A 14,077-nucleotide genomic window follows, 5' to 3' on the forward strand; every position below is an offset into this window, starting at 1 on the left:
AAGCAGCCACCCGTCTCAACACGGGCGACTGAGCGTCTAGATATCCTCGCGCAGGCTTTTGCCATGGCGCTCGAAGTAGAACGGGATCGGTCGATACGGCGGGAAACCGGCCGAGGCGGCGGCCTCGAGGTCATCGAGAACGATGCGGGTGATGCGCGGCAGATCCAGCTTGCGCGCATCATCGAGGGTAACCCAGGCCAGTTCGGTGAGTTCGGCCTCGGGACCGACGATCCCGGTCCGCTCGGCGGCGACGCTTCGGCGATCGACGACGAAGAAGCGGGTATCGAACCGGCGCGGCCGCTTCGGCGGCGTGATCGCCCGGGCCACGAGATGGAGCGCTTCGAGATCGGGCATCACGCCGTCCTCGGCGAAGGCCTGCCACGCGCCTTCCGGAACGGCTTCCGGCGGGCCGTAATCGCGCGTCCCGATGAGGAGGCCGGTCTCTTCATAGGTCTCGCGGATCGCCGCGAGGGCGAGCGAGCGGCCGAGGTGATGGGGCGCGCGGGGAAGCTTGGCGCGCAGGGCGTCGTCGGCGCGTTGCGAGAGGGCGCCCGCCACCGGCATCTGCCGGTCGGACTGCTCGATCCGCCCCCCCGGAAAGACGAACTTGCCGCCCATAAAGGCGAGGCGCGCGTTGCGCTTGCCCATGAGAACGCGCAGGGCCTTGCGGGACCGGTCGAGGACGATCAGCGTTGCCGCATCGCGGGGACGAAGCGCCACCGCCTTGGCCGGAACGACCGGTGCCGGGGAGGGGATCTCAGGCGTTTCCGAGGCCGGGGGCGCCGCCTGTTCGGGTTCCTGCCTCACCGCCGCGCCTCTCCCCTGCGCCGAGCCCGTCTCGGGCAGGCGGTGCCATGCTGAACCCATGCATGCCGAACGCGTATTGCAGGCCGATCACCGCCCCCTTCACCGGCTGGAGCAACCCGAGCGCCAGGACGAGGGTGAGCAGCGGCCAGACGGTGAGCGACAGCCAGAGCGGCACGTCGTAGCCCATCTCGACCTCCAACACGAGGTAGCCGACGAGATGCCCAACGAGGAAGATGACGAGATAGGGCGGCAGGTCGTCGGCCCGGTGCTCCGCCATGGCGAGGCCGCAGGCTTCGCATTCGGGCCTGACCTTCAGGAAGCGGCCGAACAGGCGGCCCTTGCCGCAATGCGGGCAGCGGTTGAGGAAACCGCGAGCCATGGCCGGGATCAACCGCGTGCGCGTCGCGGCCGCCGCGTCCGGCGGGGGAAATGCCTGGATGTCCATGGCCCGATCCTACCCGCTCCGCCTCAGCGGCGCGAGCCGCGATGACGCCGCGATCCGTCGCCATCCGTCGACGGAGGCTTCGTCGAGGCCCGGCCGGGCCGGGATTTCGCGGATTTCGCCTTCTCGATCTTCGCTTTTCCGAATGTCGGCTTCCCGGCCCTGGTCGCCGCGCCCGGTCGGCGTCCGCCGCCCTTCTGGCCGGACCGGCTCCGCCCCTCCGACAGGATCTCAAAGCGCAGCGCGCCCGCGACCGCCGCGGCCTCCACGAGCCGGACCTCGACCGGATCACCCAAGCGATACGTCTCGCCGGTGCGGTCGCCGACGAGGGCGTGCAGGGTCTCGTCATGGCGGTAGAAATCGGCGCCGATGGTGGCGGCGGGCACGAAGCCGTCGGCTCCGGTCTCGGACAGTTTCACGAACAGGCCGGCGCGGGTCACGCCGGAGATGCGTCCCTCGAAGGTCGCCCCGACCCGGTCGGCGAGGTAGCCGGCGATGAGCCGGTCGATGGTTTCCCGCTCGGCCGCCATGGCCCGGCGCTCGGCGCCCGAGATCTGCTCGGCCACCGCGTCGAGCGTGCCCGGCGTCACGTCGGAGGGCAGCCCGTCGGTGCCGAGCTTGCAGGCCCGCACCAGGGCACGGTGAACGATCAGGTCGGCGTAGCGCCGGATCGGCGAGGTGAAATGCGCGTAGCGGCGGAGATTGAGCCCGAAATGGCCGAGATTCTGCGCGGCGTAGACGGCCTGCGCCTGGGAGCGCAACACCACCTCGTTGACGAAGATGGCGTGCTCGCTCTCCGCCACCTGGGCGAGGATGCGATTGAACAGCGAGGCCCTGAGCGCCCCGGCCTTGGTGATCTTGATGCCGATGGAGGCGAGCACTTCCGAGAGCGCCCGCATCTTCTCCAGGGCCGGCTCGTCGTGGACGCGATAGATCAGCGGAGAATTCGCCGCCTCCAGGGTCTCAGCGGCGGCGACATTGGCCTGGATCATGAACTCTTCGATGAGGCGATGCGCTTCCAGGCGCTCCGGCACGATCACCCGATCGACGCCGCCCTCCGGTGTCAGCAGCACCTTGCGTTCGGGGAGATCGAGGAAGAGCGGCCCGCGGGCGTCGCGCGCCCGCTTCATCGCCTCGTAGGCCGCGTAGAGCGGGCGGAGCGCCGATTCCAGGATCGGCCCGCTCGTCTCGTCGGGCCGTCCGTCGATGGCAGCCTGGGCCTGAGCGTAGGCGAGCTTGGCGTGCGAGCGCATCAGGATGCGGTGGAAGCTGTGCGTGCGCTTCACCCCATCGGCGCCGATGACCATGCGGACGGCGATCGCCGGGCGGTCCTCGCCCTCCCGCAGGGAACAGAGGTCGTTGGAGATGCGCTCGGGCAGCATCGGCACGACGCGGTCCGGGAAATAGACCGAGTTGCCCCGGAGCAGCGCCTCGCGGTCGAGGGCCGAGCCCGGTCGAACGTAGGCGGCCACGTCGGCGATGGCGACGGTGACGAGGAAACCGCCCGCATTGGCCGGATCGGGATCCGGCTCAGCCATCACGGCGTCGTCGTGGTCCTTGGCGTCGGGCGGATCGATCGTGATGAGCGGCGCCTCGCGCCAATCCTCGCGCCCCCGCTTCGTCGCACGCTTGGCCGCATCGGCCTCCGCGAGCACGGCCTCCGGAAAGACGTGGGGGATGTTGTGGACGTGGAGCGCGATGAGGCTCACGGCCTTCTCGGAGCCGAGCGCACCGAGCCGCTCGCGCACCCGGCCGCGGGGCAGGCCGAAGCGGGTCTCGCGCTCCACCGCGACGCTGACGAGATCGCCGTCGCGCGCCTCGCCCTCCTCGCCGGGCGGGATCGCGATCTCCTTCCCTTGCGACTTCTTGTCGACCGGTAGGATCCGTCCGCCGTCGCGCCCGGCGCGATAGATGCCGACGATCTCCGCGCGGTTCTTGCCGATCACCTTGATGATGCGGCCGGTATAACGGCCCGGCGCTTCCCCGTCGGGCGTGACACGGATCAGAGCGCGGTCGCCGAGGCCGGGCGCCGGGCGATTGCCCCTGCGATCCGCCCGCGGCATCTCGACGACGATCTTGGGTGCTTCGCCCTCGCCCTCCCACTGGGCCGGCCGGGCGACCAGATCGCCATCGCGGTCGCGGGCGGAAATGTCGGCGACGACGACATCGGGCAGGCGACCGCCCTCGCGAAAACCTCCGCGCTTGCGCTCCAGGCTACCGTCGCCCTCGATCTCCTTGAGGATCGCCTTCAAACCGATCTTGTCGGCTCCCTTGATGCCGAACGCCTTGGCGATCTCGCGCTTGCCGGCGGGGCCGGGCGATTCCGCGACGAAGGCGAGGATCTGCTCGCGGCTAGGGAGGGAAGGGCGCTTGCCCTGCGGGTCGATGCGTTTGGCCAAGGAAAGGTCCGCCGCGGCGCCTGTTTAGGAAGGCGGCGCGGTCACTGTGAAGGAAAGAGAACGGTTCGGAACCGTGATGTCTACCCAACATGGGCCCTTCCGCGCCCCGCCACAACGTCCGGCACCATCCCGCCAACAGTTTAACCCGGCTCAATACCGCGCAGGCACGAACATGTCCGGCGGCACCGGATGTCGCAAATAGTCTGCATGGCGCACCCGATCCGGCAGGACCACGGGCGGATGCTCCACCGTTCCATAGGGAACCTGATTGAGCAGGTGGCTGATGCAGTTGAGCCGCGCCCGCTTCTTGTCCACTGCCTCGACCACCCACCACGGCGCCTCGGGGATATGGGTGCGGGCCAGCATATCCTCCTTGGCGCGGGTGTAATCCTCCCAACGACGTCGCGACTCGACGTCCATCGGCGAGAGCTTCCATTGCTTGAGCGGGTCGTGAATGCGCATGCGGAAACGCATGGCCTGCTCGGCATCGGTGATCGAGAACCAGTACTTCACCAGCACGATACCGGAGCGCACCAGCATGCGCTCGAATTCGGGGACGGAGCGGAAGAACTCCTCCACCTCGGCTTCGGAGCAGAAGCCCATCACGCGCTCGACCCCGGCACGGTTGTACCAGGAGCGGTCGAACAGCACGAACTCGCCGGCGGCGGGGAGGTGGGCGACGTAGCGCTGGAAGTACCATTGCGTCCGCTCGCGCTCGCTCGGCGCCGGCAGCGCCGCAACGCGACAGATGCGGGGATTGAGCCGCTGGGTGATGCGCTTGATGGCGCCGCCCTTGCCGGCCGAATCACGCCCCTCGAACAGGACGACGATGCGCAGACCTTCGGTCTTCACCCAGTCCTGAAGGCGGATCAGCTCGTGCTGGAGGCGCAGCAGCTCGCGGAAATAGGTTCGCCGATCAAGGCCGACGCCGACGGCCTCTTCTCCGAGCCGGTCGAGGCGTGCCTCGTCGAGTTCCAGCTCCCATTCCTCGTCGTAGCTGTCGGCGATCTCGCGGCGGATCGCTTCGAGTTCCGCGTCGCCGAAGCGGCTGCCGTCCTGGCTCATCGTCGAAGTCTTCGCCTAAAAGGGTCGTTCGTCCCGCTGCTTAGACCACCCTCGTATGACAGGCCGGCGAAGCCGGATTTGCCCCTTCGATCTGTCGACGTTTGGCGCACGCGACGCGGCGCGACAGGCAAGCGGACCATGGAGCCCTCGACCGCGCGCCCGCGCGGTGCCATGCGGAGCGCATGCCGAACCGCCGACCGATCCCGACGAGGCCCGCATTGTGACCCGCGCGCTGATGATCCAGGGCACCGGCTCCGATGTCGGTAAATCACTGCTGGTCGCCGGCTTGGCGCGCGCCTTCACACGTCGAGGGCTCTCCGTGCGTCCGTTCAAGCCGCAGAACATGTCGAACAACGCCGCCGTCACCGCCGATGGTGGCGAGATCGGCCGCGCCCAGGCGCTGCAGGCCCGCGCGGCTCGCGTGCCGCCCTCGGTCCACATGAACCCGGTGCTCCTGAAACCCCAGAGCGATGTCGGCTCCCAGGTGGTGGTGCAGGGGCGAATGATCGGCACCGCCAAGGCCAGCGAATATCAATCGTGGAAGCCCCGCCTGATGGCCTCGGTGCTCGACAGCTTCGAACGCCTGTCCGCGGAAGCCGACCTCGTTCTGGTCGAGGGCGCCGGCTCGCCGGCGGAGGTGAACCTGCGCCGGGGCGACATCGCCAATATGGGCTTCTCCCGCGCGACCGGGACGCCGGTGGTGCTCGTCGGCGATATCGACCGCGGCGGGGTCATCGCCAGCCTCGTCGGCACGCAGGCGGTGATCGATGCCGACGACGCGGCGATGATCCGGGGCTTTATCGTCAATCGCTTCCGCGGCGATCCGAGCCTGTTCTCCGATGGCATGGCGCTGATCGCCGAGCGGACGGGCTGGGCACCTCTGGGCCTCGTCCCGTTCTTTCCCGACGCCGCTCGCCTGCCGCCGGAGGACGCGCTGGCTTTGGACGCGCCCGATGCACATCGGGCGGCGGGCGTTCCCCTGGTGGCGGTCCCGGTCCTGCCGCACATCGCCAATTTCGATGATCTCGACCCGTTGCGGCAGGAGCCGGGGGTGACGGTCACCTTCGTGCGACCGGGCTCACCGATCCCGGCGGACGCCGCGCTGATCGTCCTGCCCGGCTCCAAGACCACCATCGACGACTTCGCCTTCGTCCAGGCCCAGGGCTGGGACATCGACATCCGCGCCCATGTCCGCCGTGGGCGGCCGGTGCTCGGGCTGTGCGGCGGCTACCAGATGCTCGGCCGCACCATCGCCGATCCCGACGGCGTCGAGGGCGCCCCCCGCACGCTCCCCGGCCTGGGCCTCCTCGACATCGAGACGGTGATGCGGGGCGAGAAGCGCCTCATCGCCGTGACGGGCGCGACCTCTCGCGATGGATTGCCCTTCTCAGGCTACGAGATGCATGTCGGCGACACGACTGGCCCCGACACCCGAAAGCCCCTGCTGCGCTTCGCCGATGGGCGGCCGGACGGGGCGGTCTCGGCCGACGGGCTCGTGGCCGGCACCTACGTGCACGGCTTGTTCTCCGACGACCGCCAGCGCGCCGCTTGGCTTGCACGGTTGGGTGCGCCCCCATCGTTGGACAGTTACGAGACCGGGATCGAAACGGTGCTCGACCGTTTCGCGGACCATCTCGAAGCGCATCTCGACTGCGACCGGCTGCTCGCCCTGGCGGACCCTCAGCGCAGACCGGGCACGGTGTAGCGCCGCGGCGCGCCATTCTTCAGGCTGTCGAAGAAGACGAGCACGCGATCCGGCCCGACGAGCGTGATCGCCTCGGGCTTGCCGCGGCTCTCGGATTCATCGAGCGGCGCGAGGCGTCCCAGGGCGACCGGGCCGTCCGTGCCCTTCGGATCGAAGCGGAACAGGCGATAAGGCACGTCCTGGAACTGCGCCGGGCCGGTCAGGACAAGCAGATGCCCGTCGGGCATCACCGTCAGATCGCGGATGCCCGCCCCCTCGCCGACCTCAATCGGGATCACCCGCGGCGTGCCGGTATAATGTTCATGGCCCGCCGCGAAGAGAACATCGACGGGCACCACCACGAGAAACGCCTTCCCTCTGAGCGAAGGCGCCCGCAGACCGGCGTAGAGATCGGGACCGATGACGGCGAGGCCCTCGATGTTGAGGCCGTTCGCGGTGGTCAGATCCTTCAGGAAATGGTCGCCGACGATCGGTGCCCGCGCCAAGGCATCCCCCAACCGCCACGTGGTCTCGACCGCCGCCTCCGGCGCCTCACCCTCGCCCACATCCGGCTTGCCCTCCGCGGTCACACGGAGACGGGCGAGCAGCATCGCCGAGAGGGTGAAGGCCTGCGAACGCCGTCCGCAGCCATGCGAGCCGGTGACGTAAAAGTAGGGCGCGGCATAGGCGACACCCTCGCCGTCGAGTTCCTTGAACTTCTGCCGGGCATCCGGACAACCCGGCCCCTTCGGCTGGCGGCCGAGCGTCTCCGGGTTCGGGCCTTCGCCGATGAGATCGACCCGCTTCTTCGGTGCGATGCGGTTGCCCTCGATCGCCACGAACTGCGCCTTGCCGCCCTCGTCGTTGACGAGCAGGCAGCGCCGCTGGCCGCCGCCCAGATCGATGCAGGCGATGCCGCTGATGTCCTCCGCGACGTTCTTCCGTCCCGCCTCGTCACGCCCCGGCGCCCAGAGGTCGTCGACGAGTTCGTAGCGCTCGGGATCGGGCTGCAGGATCGGCTCGGAGGCCATGGTCGGCGTCACCGCGAGGAGGGCGGACAGAAGGGTCGCAAGGCAGGGAAGCGAATGCAACGGGCTGGTCCGATCGGCTTGAGCGAAGTGTCGGGGGAGGACGGGCAACCTGTCAACGCGGCCAGGCTTCCCTCACAATCCGAAAGCGATGCCCACGGCCGCGACGATACCCGCGAACATCAGCCCGCAAGCCCGGCGGTAGAGCCGCAGCGCCCGGTCGATATCGGCGGGTCCGGCCTCGGCCCGGCCATCGCCCATCCAGGCATCCTCGACGCGGGTCGCGCCGTAGACCCGCGGCCCGGCGAGCCGCAGACCCAGCGCCCCGGCCATGGCGGCCTCGGGCCAGCCGGCATTGGGCGAGCGATGGCGCCGCGCATCGCGGCGCAAAGCCCGCCACGCACCGGCGGCGGAGGCGTCCCGATCGAGGGCCGCGGCGGCGATCAGGAGCAGCGCCGTCAGGCGGGAGGCCGGGAGATTGACGAGGTCGTCGAGCCGGGCGGACGCCCAGCCGAAGGCCTCGTGGCGCGGGGTGCGATGGCCGATCATGCTGTCGGCGGTGTTGATTGCCTTGTACAGCGCCCCGCCCGTCAGCCCCCCGGCGCCGATCCAGAAGGCCGGAGCGACGACGCCGTCGGAGAAGTTCTCCGCCAGGCTCTCGATCGCGGCCCGGCACACGGCGGCCTCATCGAGGCTGTCGGGATCGCGGCCCACGATCATCGCGACGGCGCGCCGGCCGCCCACCACCCCCTCGTGCCGAAGGGCGGCGGCGACACGCGCCACGTGGACGAAGAGGCTGCGCTGCGCCGGCAGGCTCGCTGCCAGACAGGCCAGAATCAGGATGCCGACGATTTCCCCCGCGAAGCCGGCAAGGACGCTGACCGCGAGCGTGATCGTGGCCACCGTCGTCAGCAGTAGAACAAGGGCCAGCACGCCGGCGCGGCGGCGCGCCGCGAACGCGCCGCGGTTCAGCCCTGCCTCGAGCCGGGCGATCAGCGTCCCGATCCAGGTGACAGGGTGACCGAGCGCCCTGTAGAGGCGATCCGGGTAGCCGCAGACCGCCTCGATCGCCAGCGCGAGCGCGAGGATGGCGAGAGCGTCGGGCGGATGAGTCAGGGCGTTCCAGGACATCGTCGGTGCGGATCGGTAGGGGAGACGGCGTGGCGGACGAGGCGGAGGCGATCCCGCATGGCGGCGATCTCGGCGCGGCGCGCCGGTCGTTTCCGGATGCGCCCGAGCCGTGGATCGACCTCTCGACCGGCATCAATCCGGTGCCCTACCCGCTGCCGCCCTTCGAAGCCAGCACCCTTCACCGCCTGCCATCCCCCGACGACCTCGCAGGCCTGAAGCGCATCGCCGCAGCCGCCTACGGCGCGCCGAGCCCGGACCATGTCGCGGCGGCACCCGGCACGCAGATCCTGATCGAGACCTTGCCGCGCCTCGTGCCGTGGAGCCGCGTCGCGGTGATCGGCCCGACCTATGCCGAGCATGCCGCCGCCTGGGCGCGGGGCGGCCACACGGTCGAGGCCGTACCCGATCTGGCCGGTGCGGCCGACGCGACGGTCGTGGTCGCGGTCAGTCCGAACAATCCGGATGGACGGGTCGTCGATTCGCGGGCGCTGCGACGGGCGGTGGCGTCGGGCGGACTCGCCGTGCTCGATCAGGCATTCGTCGATCTCGAGGACGCGGAACAGGCCGCGCCCGGTCCCGGCCTCGTGATCCTGCGCTCGTTCGGCAAGACCTACGGGCTCGCCGGACTCCGGCTCGGCTTCGCCCTGGCCGAACCCGCCCTGGTGCGTCGGCTGGAGGCGGCCCTCGGCCCCTGGGCGGTCTCGGGCCCGGCCATCGCGGCGGGCTGCGCGGCCCTGGCCGACGAAGCATGGCGCCGGGACGCCGCCGAGGCGCGGGGCCGGGATGCGGCGCGTCTCGACCGCATGATCCATCGTGCGGGCGGGCGGATCATCGGGGGAACGCGGCTGTTCCGCACCGCCGCCTTCGACGATGCGCCCGGCCTGTTCCGCCGCCTGGGCGAGGCGGGGCTCTATGTCCGACGTTTTCCCGAACGGCCGGATCAACTTCGCTTCGGGTTGCCGCCGGACAAGACCGCGTGGTGCCGGCTCTCCCGCGTTCTCAGATGAGTCGGCTCAGCTGACGGTTCTGGACCGGTCGAGCAGCGCGACACCGAGCGCCGCCAGGGCGCAAACCCCACCCACGGCGCAGACACCCAGCCAGCCGGCATGGAGGAAGGCCCTCGACCCGCAGAAGGCCCCGATCGCACCGCCGACGAAGATCGCCGTGAACAGCACCGTGTTGATGCGACCGCGCGCGCCGGGCACGAGGGCGTAGGCGCGAGTCTGATTGGCGATCAATGCGCCGTTGAGGCCGATATCGATGAGGAGCACGCCGATGGCGATGGCGAGAAGCGAGGTCTGCCCGGCATAGGCGAGCACGGCAAAGGCCGCCACCACGAACACGCTGCCGGCGATGACGACGGGCCGAGCGCCGCGCCGGTCGCTGTAGCGGCCGGAATGCGGCGCGATCAGCGCTCCCGCCACGCCGATTACGCCGAACAAGCCGGCTCCGGCGGAGGTAAGGCCGAAGGGTGGCGCCTCGACGAGGAGCGCCAGGGTGGCCCAGAACGCGTTGAAGCTCGCGAACAGCAATGCCTGGGTCAGGCTGGCCATGCGCAGGACCGGCTGCGTCCGCACCAGATGGACGAGGGAAAGCATCAGCGCGCGGTAGCGCAGCTTCTGGCGCGGCACGATCCGCGGCAGGGTGCGCTGGGCGAGGATCGCGAGGGCGACCGAGACCACGGCCGCTGCGAGGAACACGCTGCGCCACCCGAAATGGGCGCCGACGAGGCCGCTCGCGGTCCTGGCCAGCAGAATGCCGGACAACAAACCCGTCATGACCCCGCCGACGATGCGGCCCCGGCTCTCGTCGGGGGCGAGTTCGGCCGCGAAGGGCACCGCCTGCTGCGCGGCACAGGCGAGGACGCCGATGGCGAAGCTCGCGAGCGTCAGCACCGGGAGGTTCGGGGCGAGGCCCGCAACCACGAGAGCGACGGCGAGCCCGAGGAGTTGGCGAACGATGAGGTCGCGGCGTGCCAGCGCATCCCCGAGCGGGACTAGGAACAGGATGCCGAGCCCGTAGCCGACGAGGCTCGCCGTCGGGACAAGCAGAGCGGCCCGCTCGCCGAACTCGGCGACCAGCACCGCCAGCAGCGGCTGATTGTAGTAGATGGTCGCCACCGCCCCGCCGGCGATCAGGGTCAGCCCGATCCGGGTCGGCCGGGAAAGGTCGCGCGTGCTGGTTTGCATGGCCGGCGGTCTACGCCGAACGCAAGGCCACGCGCCAGCCTCTCCCATGGCCACGCTGGCATGGATTGTGATGTTGCCTATATGTTTCGAGTCGCGTTGCTTCGTCCGGCGTTCAGGCAAGCACCGGTACAGCGGTGACTTCGTGCGCAGGGCACTCGGTGTCAGTCGATTCGGGAGAAACGACTGACTGATCCGGGGCAGGCGCGCGACACGATCACGACACGATGGAGCCGTGCATGTCGAGCTACCGCATTCAGTTCGCGAAGGAGATTTTCGGCGTTCCGTTCACCGTGGGCCATGTCGATATCGTTCGGGCCCGTGATCCCGGTCGGGCGTTGCGCGCCGCCGAGATCCGCTTCGCCCGCTCGCACGGCATCACGGATTGGCGCGAGCGCGCCGACATCGTCGCACTCGCCGACGAGCGATCGGGCGGGTGAGGCCGGCGAGCCGTCATGGAGCTGACGACGTCAGGTCGCCTTCGCGTTGCATTCCTTACCATTGGGCAGAATGACTTCGGAATCGAGCCCCGTTCCCAAGCTCTGCCCACCGCGAACGGGCCAAGCGACGGTTTCCGACCAGTTGAAATTGAAATTCACAGTCTTCATCAAGCGCCCGAGAATCGTGGCGAACAGCGGCTGATAGCTCATCTTGACTTCGGAGAGGATATAGCGCGCGCCACTCCTCTGGAAATTGGTCGGCACGTCGAGGCCGGCTGCCTTGCCAACGGTGCGGCTGCCACCGCTCGTCGGCCAAGTCGAGCAGACGAAGGTCGCATTGTTGGCGTTGACGCCGATTGCGGAGATCTGAATCGTCGCAAGCGACGCGTCGAATGGGGCCAGGACAGGTCTGGCCGCCCGCAGGTTGTCATTCATCGTGGCGGGCGTGATCTGCTGCGTGCTGTTCTGCGAGGTCAGATCCGCCAGGGTACGGGCGAGTTTGCTGACCTTATTCCGGTGATCGGTGACATTCACGTATTCGGCGACGCCGTAGATCAGCATCAATAGGATCGGAAAGAGGATCACGAACTCGATCGTCGCGACGCCGGATTCGTCGTCAGTGAAGCGCCGCAAGCGGGGGGCAGGTACGACGCGACGCATCAGCAACCTCCGGTCAGGCTCTTGTCGTACGGCTCGACCCGAAAGACCGAGGCCGATTGCAGCAGCACCGCACCATCGCTGAAATTTCTCATTCCGATTTGCAGGAAAAGAGGAGCGATCAGCGGCAGCTTTACCGCAGCACGCACGATGGCAATGCTCTGCGAGCCGGGACATTGATAGTTCTGACCGAAACTCTTCGACCATCCTCCGCTCTTCGAATCGACCGCGGAATCACTCCAAGCATTCGTATCGAAGCTGGTCGTGGAGACCTGCACGTCGACCTTCAAGTTATCGCAACTGAAAAACACCACCGGTGCGTTGCTTCCGCCGCACATCAAGGCGCGCATGTTCTGTAAGGTTTTTTCGGGGGTGAGCGTCGCTCCGTTTGAGCTCTGGAACGATCCGGTCAGCAGGGCGCGCGTCGCGACTTGAAGCGAAGCGTCCAGATTCTGGCGCGCGAGGTGCACGAACGCGTACTGGAACAAAATGAGGATCACAGCGACGAAGAGAGAGCCGAAAAAGGCAAATTCGATGACGTAAGCGCCGCTCTCATCTTCGACGAAACGGTGCGCGAGGCCCGCGCGTGGCGTGCGCAACGGGCTCACTTCGACAACCTCACGACCTTGTAGCTGTTGTAGATCGCCTTGAACGCGTCGCCGACCGATGCCGTGGTCGCGGCATTGACGTACATGGTGGGCGCGCTCGCGCAGGCTTTGAGTTGAGGCACGATGTCGTCGAAGCGCGTACCTTTGCCTCCGATCTGGCTGGGCTGGCCCAAGGTCGCGAGGTAGCCCCAGTCCGGCGACAGGTCGATATAGGGGGCGTAGAGCACGCCGATCGACACGTTCGGATCGAGCTTGCGGCAGTCGCTCGGCGCGAAGGGCCGGACCTCGGCGCGCAGCGGCGTGTTCCAGGTCCAAGTCCGGTTGGGATCCTGCACGCCATCGGTTGCGATGATGACCAGCTTCCGCGGAGAGGAACTTCCATCGCCCGGCGTGCCGATGACCTTGGCGAAGGCCGGCATGACATCGGAGAAGTGGGTCGCACCCTCGTACTCGCTCGACGAGTTCGGGCTCTTGGGGAGCGAGGTCAGGGCATTGCTCAACACGGACGTCAACGGCACGATCTGTGTCAGGTCATTACTGAACGAGTGGACCGAGATGCGCAGCCGCTTGCTGGCCGCGGTCTGCTGCATCAGATCATTGACGAAGTCGGTGATGCCCTTGTTAATCTCGTTGATGCGCAAGGTGACGTTATTTTTCTGCGCCCAGTCGAAAGAATCGGCGTAAGTGACTTTGGTGGTCTTCTGGTTGCGGCCGGTGCCGGTGGTGACCGTGTCCGTCACCGGCTCGTTATCGTGGCAGGCGAAGGCACAGCCAAAACGCTTCTGAAGCTTGGCGATATCATCGCTGGTCGCACCGATCGCCATGGATCCCGAGACGTCGATGAGCAGGTAGATATCCACGAGGGGCGACAGGTTCACGCTCGCCGACGCGTTTCCGCTGATCGGCAGCGACTTGAATCCAAGCACCCCCAGCATGGTGGTCGGCATCGACGAGGTATAGGTCGCCCCGATGCTGGCGACACGGTCGGTGAGCTTGACCTCGATCTTTCCGACGGTGCCGGTGGGCAAGTTCTTCATGGCACTGAAATAGTCGGCGCCCGCCTTCTCGGCCGCACTGCGCACTTCGGCGTCCGACTTGCCGGCGCTGTCGGCATCCTGCGCTGCCTTGGCCGCCACGAGCACGGCGCCGTCCATCGCCGTGTTGATGCGGGTCCGCTCCGCGACGGCATGCCCGTAATCGACCGCGCCGCCGACGACACCGGCCATCGGCAGCATCATGACTGCGAGCAAAATTGGAATAGACCCCCGGTCGTCTTGGGTAAACCGCGCGATTCTTTTAAAATTAAGCATCTGAGCCACAGCGGATTGGAGCAACTGGTTGCGCCCCAAGTAATCTCGGTCAATTGAAAAATGCTTAAGTCGTCAGTCAGGAATCGGGGGCATCCCTAAGATTTTACTGTCGATTCCTCGACGTTTACCGTGATCCTACGTGGCAATCGGAGCTCGATACGCATCGATACAACCATACCGGCTTTTGCCGCTTCCTGAGAAAGCGGCCGTTGTCCACAGGGGAGCCTTTGGCATCTCTCGATTCGGCGCTTCGCCGTGGTCTTGTGTGGGTCGATCCCATGTCGGCGCTGGCGCACGGCTCGGCATGGCCCTACTTTGGA

The 14,077-nt window shown here is 67.9% G+C and carries 13 protein-coding genes; 3 read left to right on the top strand and 10 right to left on the bottom strand.

The window, feature by feature from the left end; all coding sequences use genetic code 11:
• Window positions 1-36 precede the first annotated feature (36 nt).
• From MFF26_RS15985 to ppk2, 4 genes are all read right to left on the bottom strand, one after another.
• Window positions 37-807: an NUDIX hydrolase gene (locus tag MFF26_RS15985; RefSeq protein ID WP_137827250.1), complete on the bottom strand. Its 771-nt coding sequence runs from the start codon at window positions 805-807 to the stop codon at window positions 37-39.
• Complete coding sequence (locus MFF26_RS15990) at window positions 758-1,252, bottom strand: DUF983 domain-containing protein (RefSeq protein ID WP_137827249.1); 495 nt, start codon at window positions 1,250-1,252, stop codon at window positions 758-760. The genes MFF26_RS15985 and MFF26_RS15990 overlap by 50 nt, the downstream gene beginning before the upstream one ends.
• Window positions 1,253-1,275: 23 nt before the next feature.
• Entirely contained in the window at window positions 1,276-3,648 is a 2,373-nt protein-coding gene (gene rnr, locus MFF26_RS15995) for a ribonuclease R (protein WP_137827248.1), read from the bottom strand.
• A 150-nt stretch (window positions 3,649-3,798) separates the two neighbouring features.
• A complete protein-coding gene (ppk2, locus tag MFF26_RS16000; RefSeq protein WP_137827247.1) occupies window positions 3,799-4,713 on the bottom strand; it encodes a polyphosphate kinase 2 in 915 nt (304 codons plus the stop codon).
• A 235-nt stretch (window positions 4,714-4,948) separates the two neighbouring features.
• Here ppk2 and MFF26_RS16005 point away from each other — a divergent pair, with 235 nt between their 5' ends.
• The gene (locus MFF26_RS16005; protein ID WP_137827415.1) at window positions 4,949-6,418 is read left to right on the top strand and encodes a cobyric acid synthase; all 1,470 of its coding nucleotides are present in this window, start codon (window positions 4,949-4,951) and stop codon (window positions 6,416-6,418) included.
• Here the strand turns inward: MFF26_RS16005 and MFF26_RS16010 are convergent.
• Together MFF26_RS16010 and cbiB are read right to left on the bottom strand one after the other, a co-directional pair.
• Window positions 6,394-7,488: a DUF3616 domain-containing protein gene (locus MFF26_RS16010; RefSeq protein WP_137827246.1), complete on the bottom strand. Its 1,095-nt coding sequence runs from the start codon at window positions 7,486-7,488 to the stop codon at window positions 6,394-6,396. The two genes, MFF26_RS16005 and MFF26_RS16010, sit on opposite strands and share 25 nt — an antisense overlap.
• Window positions 7,489-7,560: 72 nt before the next feature.
• Window positions 7,561-8,556, bottom strand: a complete 996-nt coding sequence (cbiB, locus tag MFF26_RS16015; RefSeq protein ID WP_137827245.1) for an adenosylcobinamide-phosphate synthase CbiB — start codon at window positions 8,554-8,556, stop codon at window positions 7,561-7,563.
• A gap of 11 nt (window positions 8,557-8,567) precedes the next feature.
• Between cbiB and cobD the strand changes: the two genes are divergently transcribed.
• Window positions 8,568-9,563 carry a threonine-phosphate decarboxylase CobD gene (gene cobD, locus MFF26_RS16020; RefSeq protein WP_238308204.1) on the top strand — a complete coding sequence of 332 codons (996 nt, stop codon included), beginning with the start codon at window positions 8,568-8,570 and terminating at the stop codon, window positions 9,561-9,563.
• A 6-nt stretch (window positions 9,564-9,569) separates the two neighbouring features.
• On the opposite strand, the gene MFF26_RS16025 is transcribed toward cobD, so the two are convergent.
• A complete protein-coding gene (locus MFF26_RS16025; protein WP_137827244.1) occupies window positions 9,570-10,745 on the bottom strand; it encodes an MFS transporter in 1,176 nt (391 codons plus the stop codon).
• Window positions 10,746-10,981: 236 nt separating this feature from the next.
• Here MFF26_RS16025 and MFF26_RS16030 point away from each other — a divergent pair, with 236 nt between their 5' ends.
• On the top strand, window positions 10,982-11,182 hold the full coding sequence (locus tag MFF26_RS16030) for a hypothetical protein (RefSeq protein ID WP_137827243.1): 201 nt from the start codon (window positions 10,982-10,984) through the stop codon (window positions 11,180-11,182).
• Window positions 11,183-11,212: 30 nt separating this feature from the next.
• On the opposite strand, the gene MFF26_RS16035 is transcribed toward MFF26_RS16030, so the two are convergent.
• The 3 genes from MFF26_RS16035 to MFF26_RS16045 are packed head-to-tail and all read right to left on the bottom strand — an operon-like array spanning window position 11,213 to window position 13,757.
• The gene (locus MFF26_RS16035) at window positions 11,213-11,842 is read right to left on the bottom strand and encodes a TadE/TadG family type IV pilus assembly protein (protein WP_171015360.1); all 630 of its coding nucleotides are present in this window, start codon (window positions 11,840-11,842) and stop codon (window positions 11,213-11,215) included.
• The gene (locus MFF26_RS16040; protein WP_238308198.1) at window positions 11,842-12,438 is read right to left on the bottom strand and encodes a TadE/TadG family type IV pilus assembly protein; all 597 of its coding nucleotides are present in this window, start codon (window positions 12,436-12,438) and stop codon (window positions 11,842-11,844) included. The genes MFF26_RS16035 and MFF26_RS16040 overlap by 1 nt, the downstream gene beginning before the upstream one ends.
• 5 nt (window positions 12,439-12,443) lie before the next feature.
• Window positions 12,444-13,757: a TadE/TadG family type IV pilus assembly protein gene (locus tag MFF26_RS16045; RefSeq protein ID WP_281405152.1), complete on the bottom strand. Its 1,314-nt coding sequence runs from the start codon at window positions 13,755-13,757 to the stop codon at window positions 12,444-12,446.
• Window positions 13,758-14,077 lie beyond the last annotated feature (320 nt).

Source organism: Methylorubrum suomiense (assembly GCF_022179765.1).
GTDB classification, from domain to species: Bacteria; Pseudomonadota; Alphaproteobacteria; order Rhizobiales; family Beijerinckiaceae; genus Methylobacterium; species Methylobacterium suomiense.

Coding starts and splice junctions, on each gene's coding strand:
- MFF26_RS16005 (WP_137827415.1), top strand. CDS start 4,949: ATGATCCAGGGCACCGGCTCCGATGTCGGTAAATCACTGCTGGTCGCC.
- MFF26_RS15990 (WP_137827249.1), bottom strand. CDS start 1,252: ATGGACATCCAGGCATTTCCCCCGCCGGACGCGGCGGCCGCGACGCGC.
- MFF26_RS16030 (WP_137827243.1), top strand. CDS start 10,982: ATGTCGAGCTACCGCATTCAGTTCGCGAAGGAGATTTTCGGCGTTCCG.
- MFF26_RS16035 (WP_171015360.1), bottom strand. CDS start 11,842: ATGCGTCGCGTCGTACCTGCCCCCCGCTTGCGGCGCTTCACTGACGAC.
- MFF26_RS16025 (WP_137827244.1), bottom strand. CDS start 10,745: ATGCAAACCAGCACGCGCGACCTTTCCCGGCCGACCCGGATCGGGCTG.
- cbiB (WP_137827245.1), bottom strand. CDS start 8,556: ATGTCCTGGAACGCCCTGACTCATCCGCCCGACGCTCTCGCCATCCTC.
- MFF26_RS16045 (WP_281405152.1), bottom strand. CDS start 13,757: ATGCTTAATTTTAAAAGAATCGCGCGGTTTACCCAAGACGACCGGGGG.
- ppk2 (WP_137827247.1), bottom strand. CDS start 4,713: ATGAGCCAGGACGGCAGCCGCTTCGGCGACGCGGAACTCGAAGCGATC.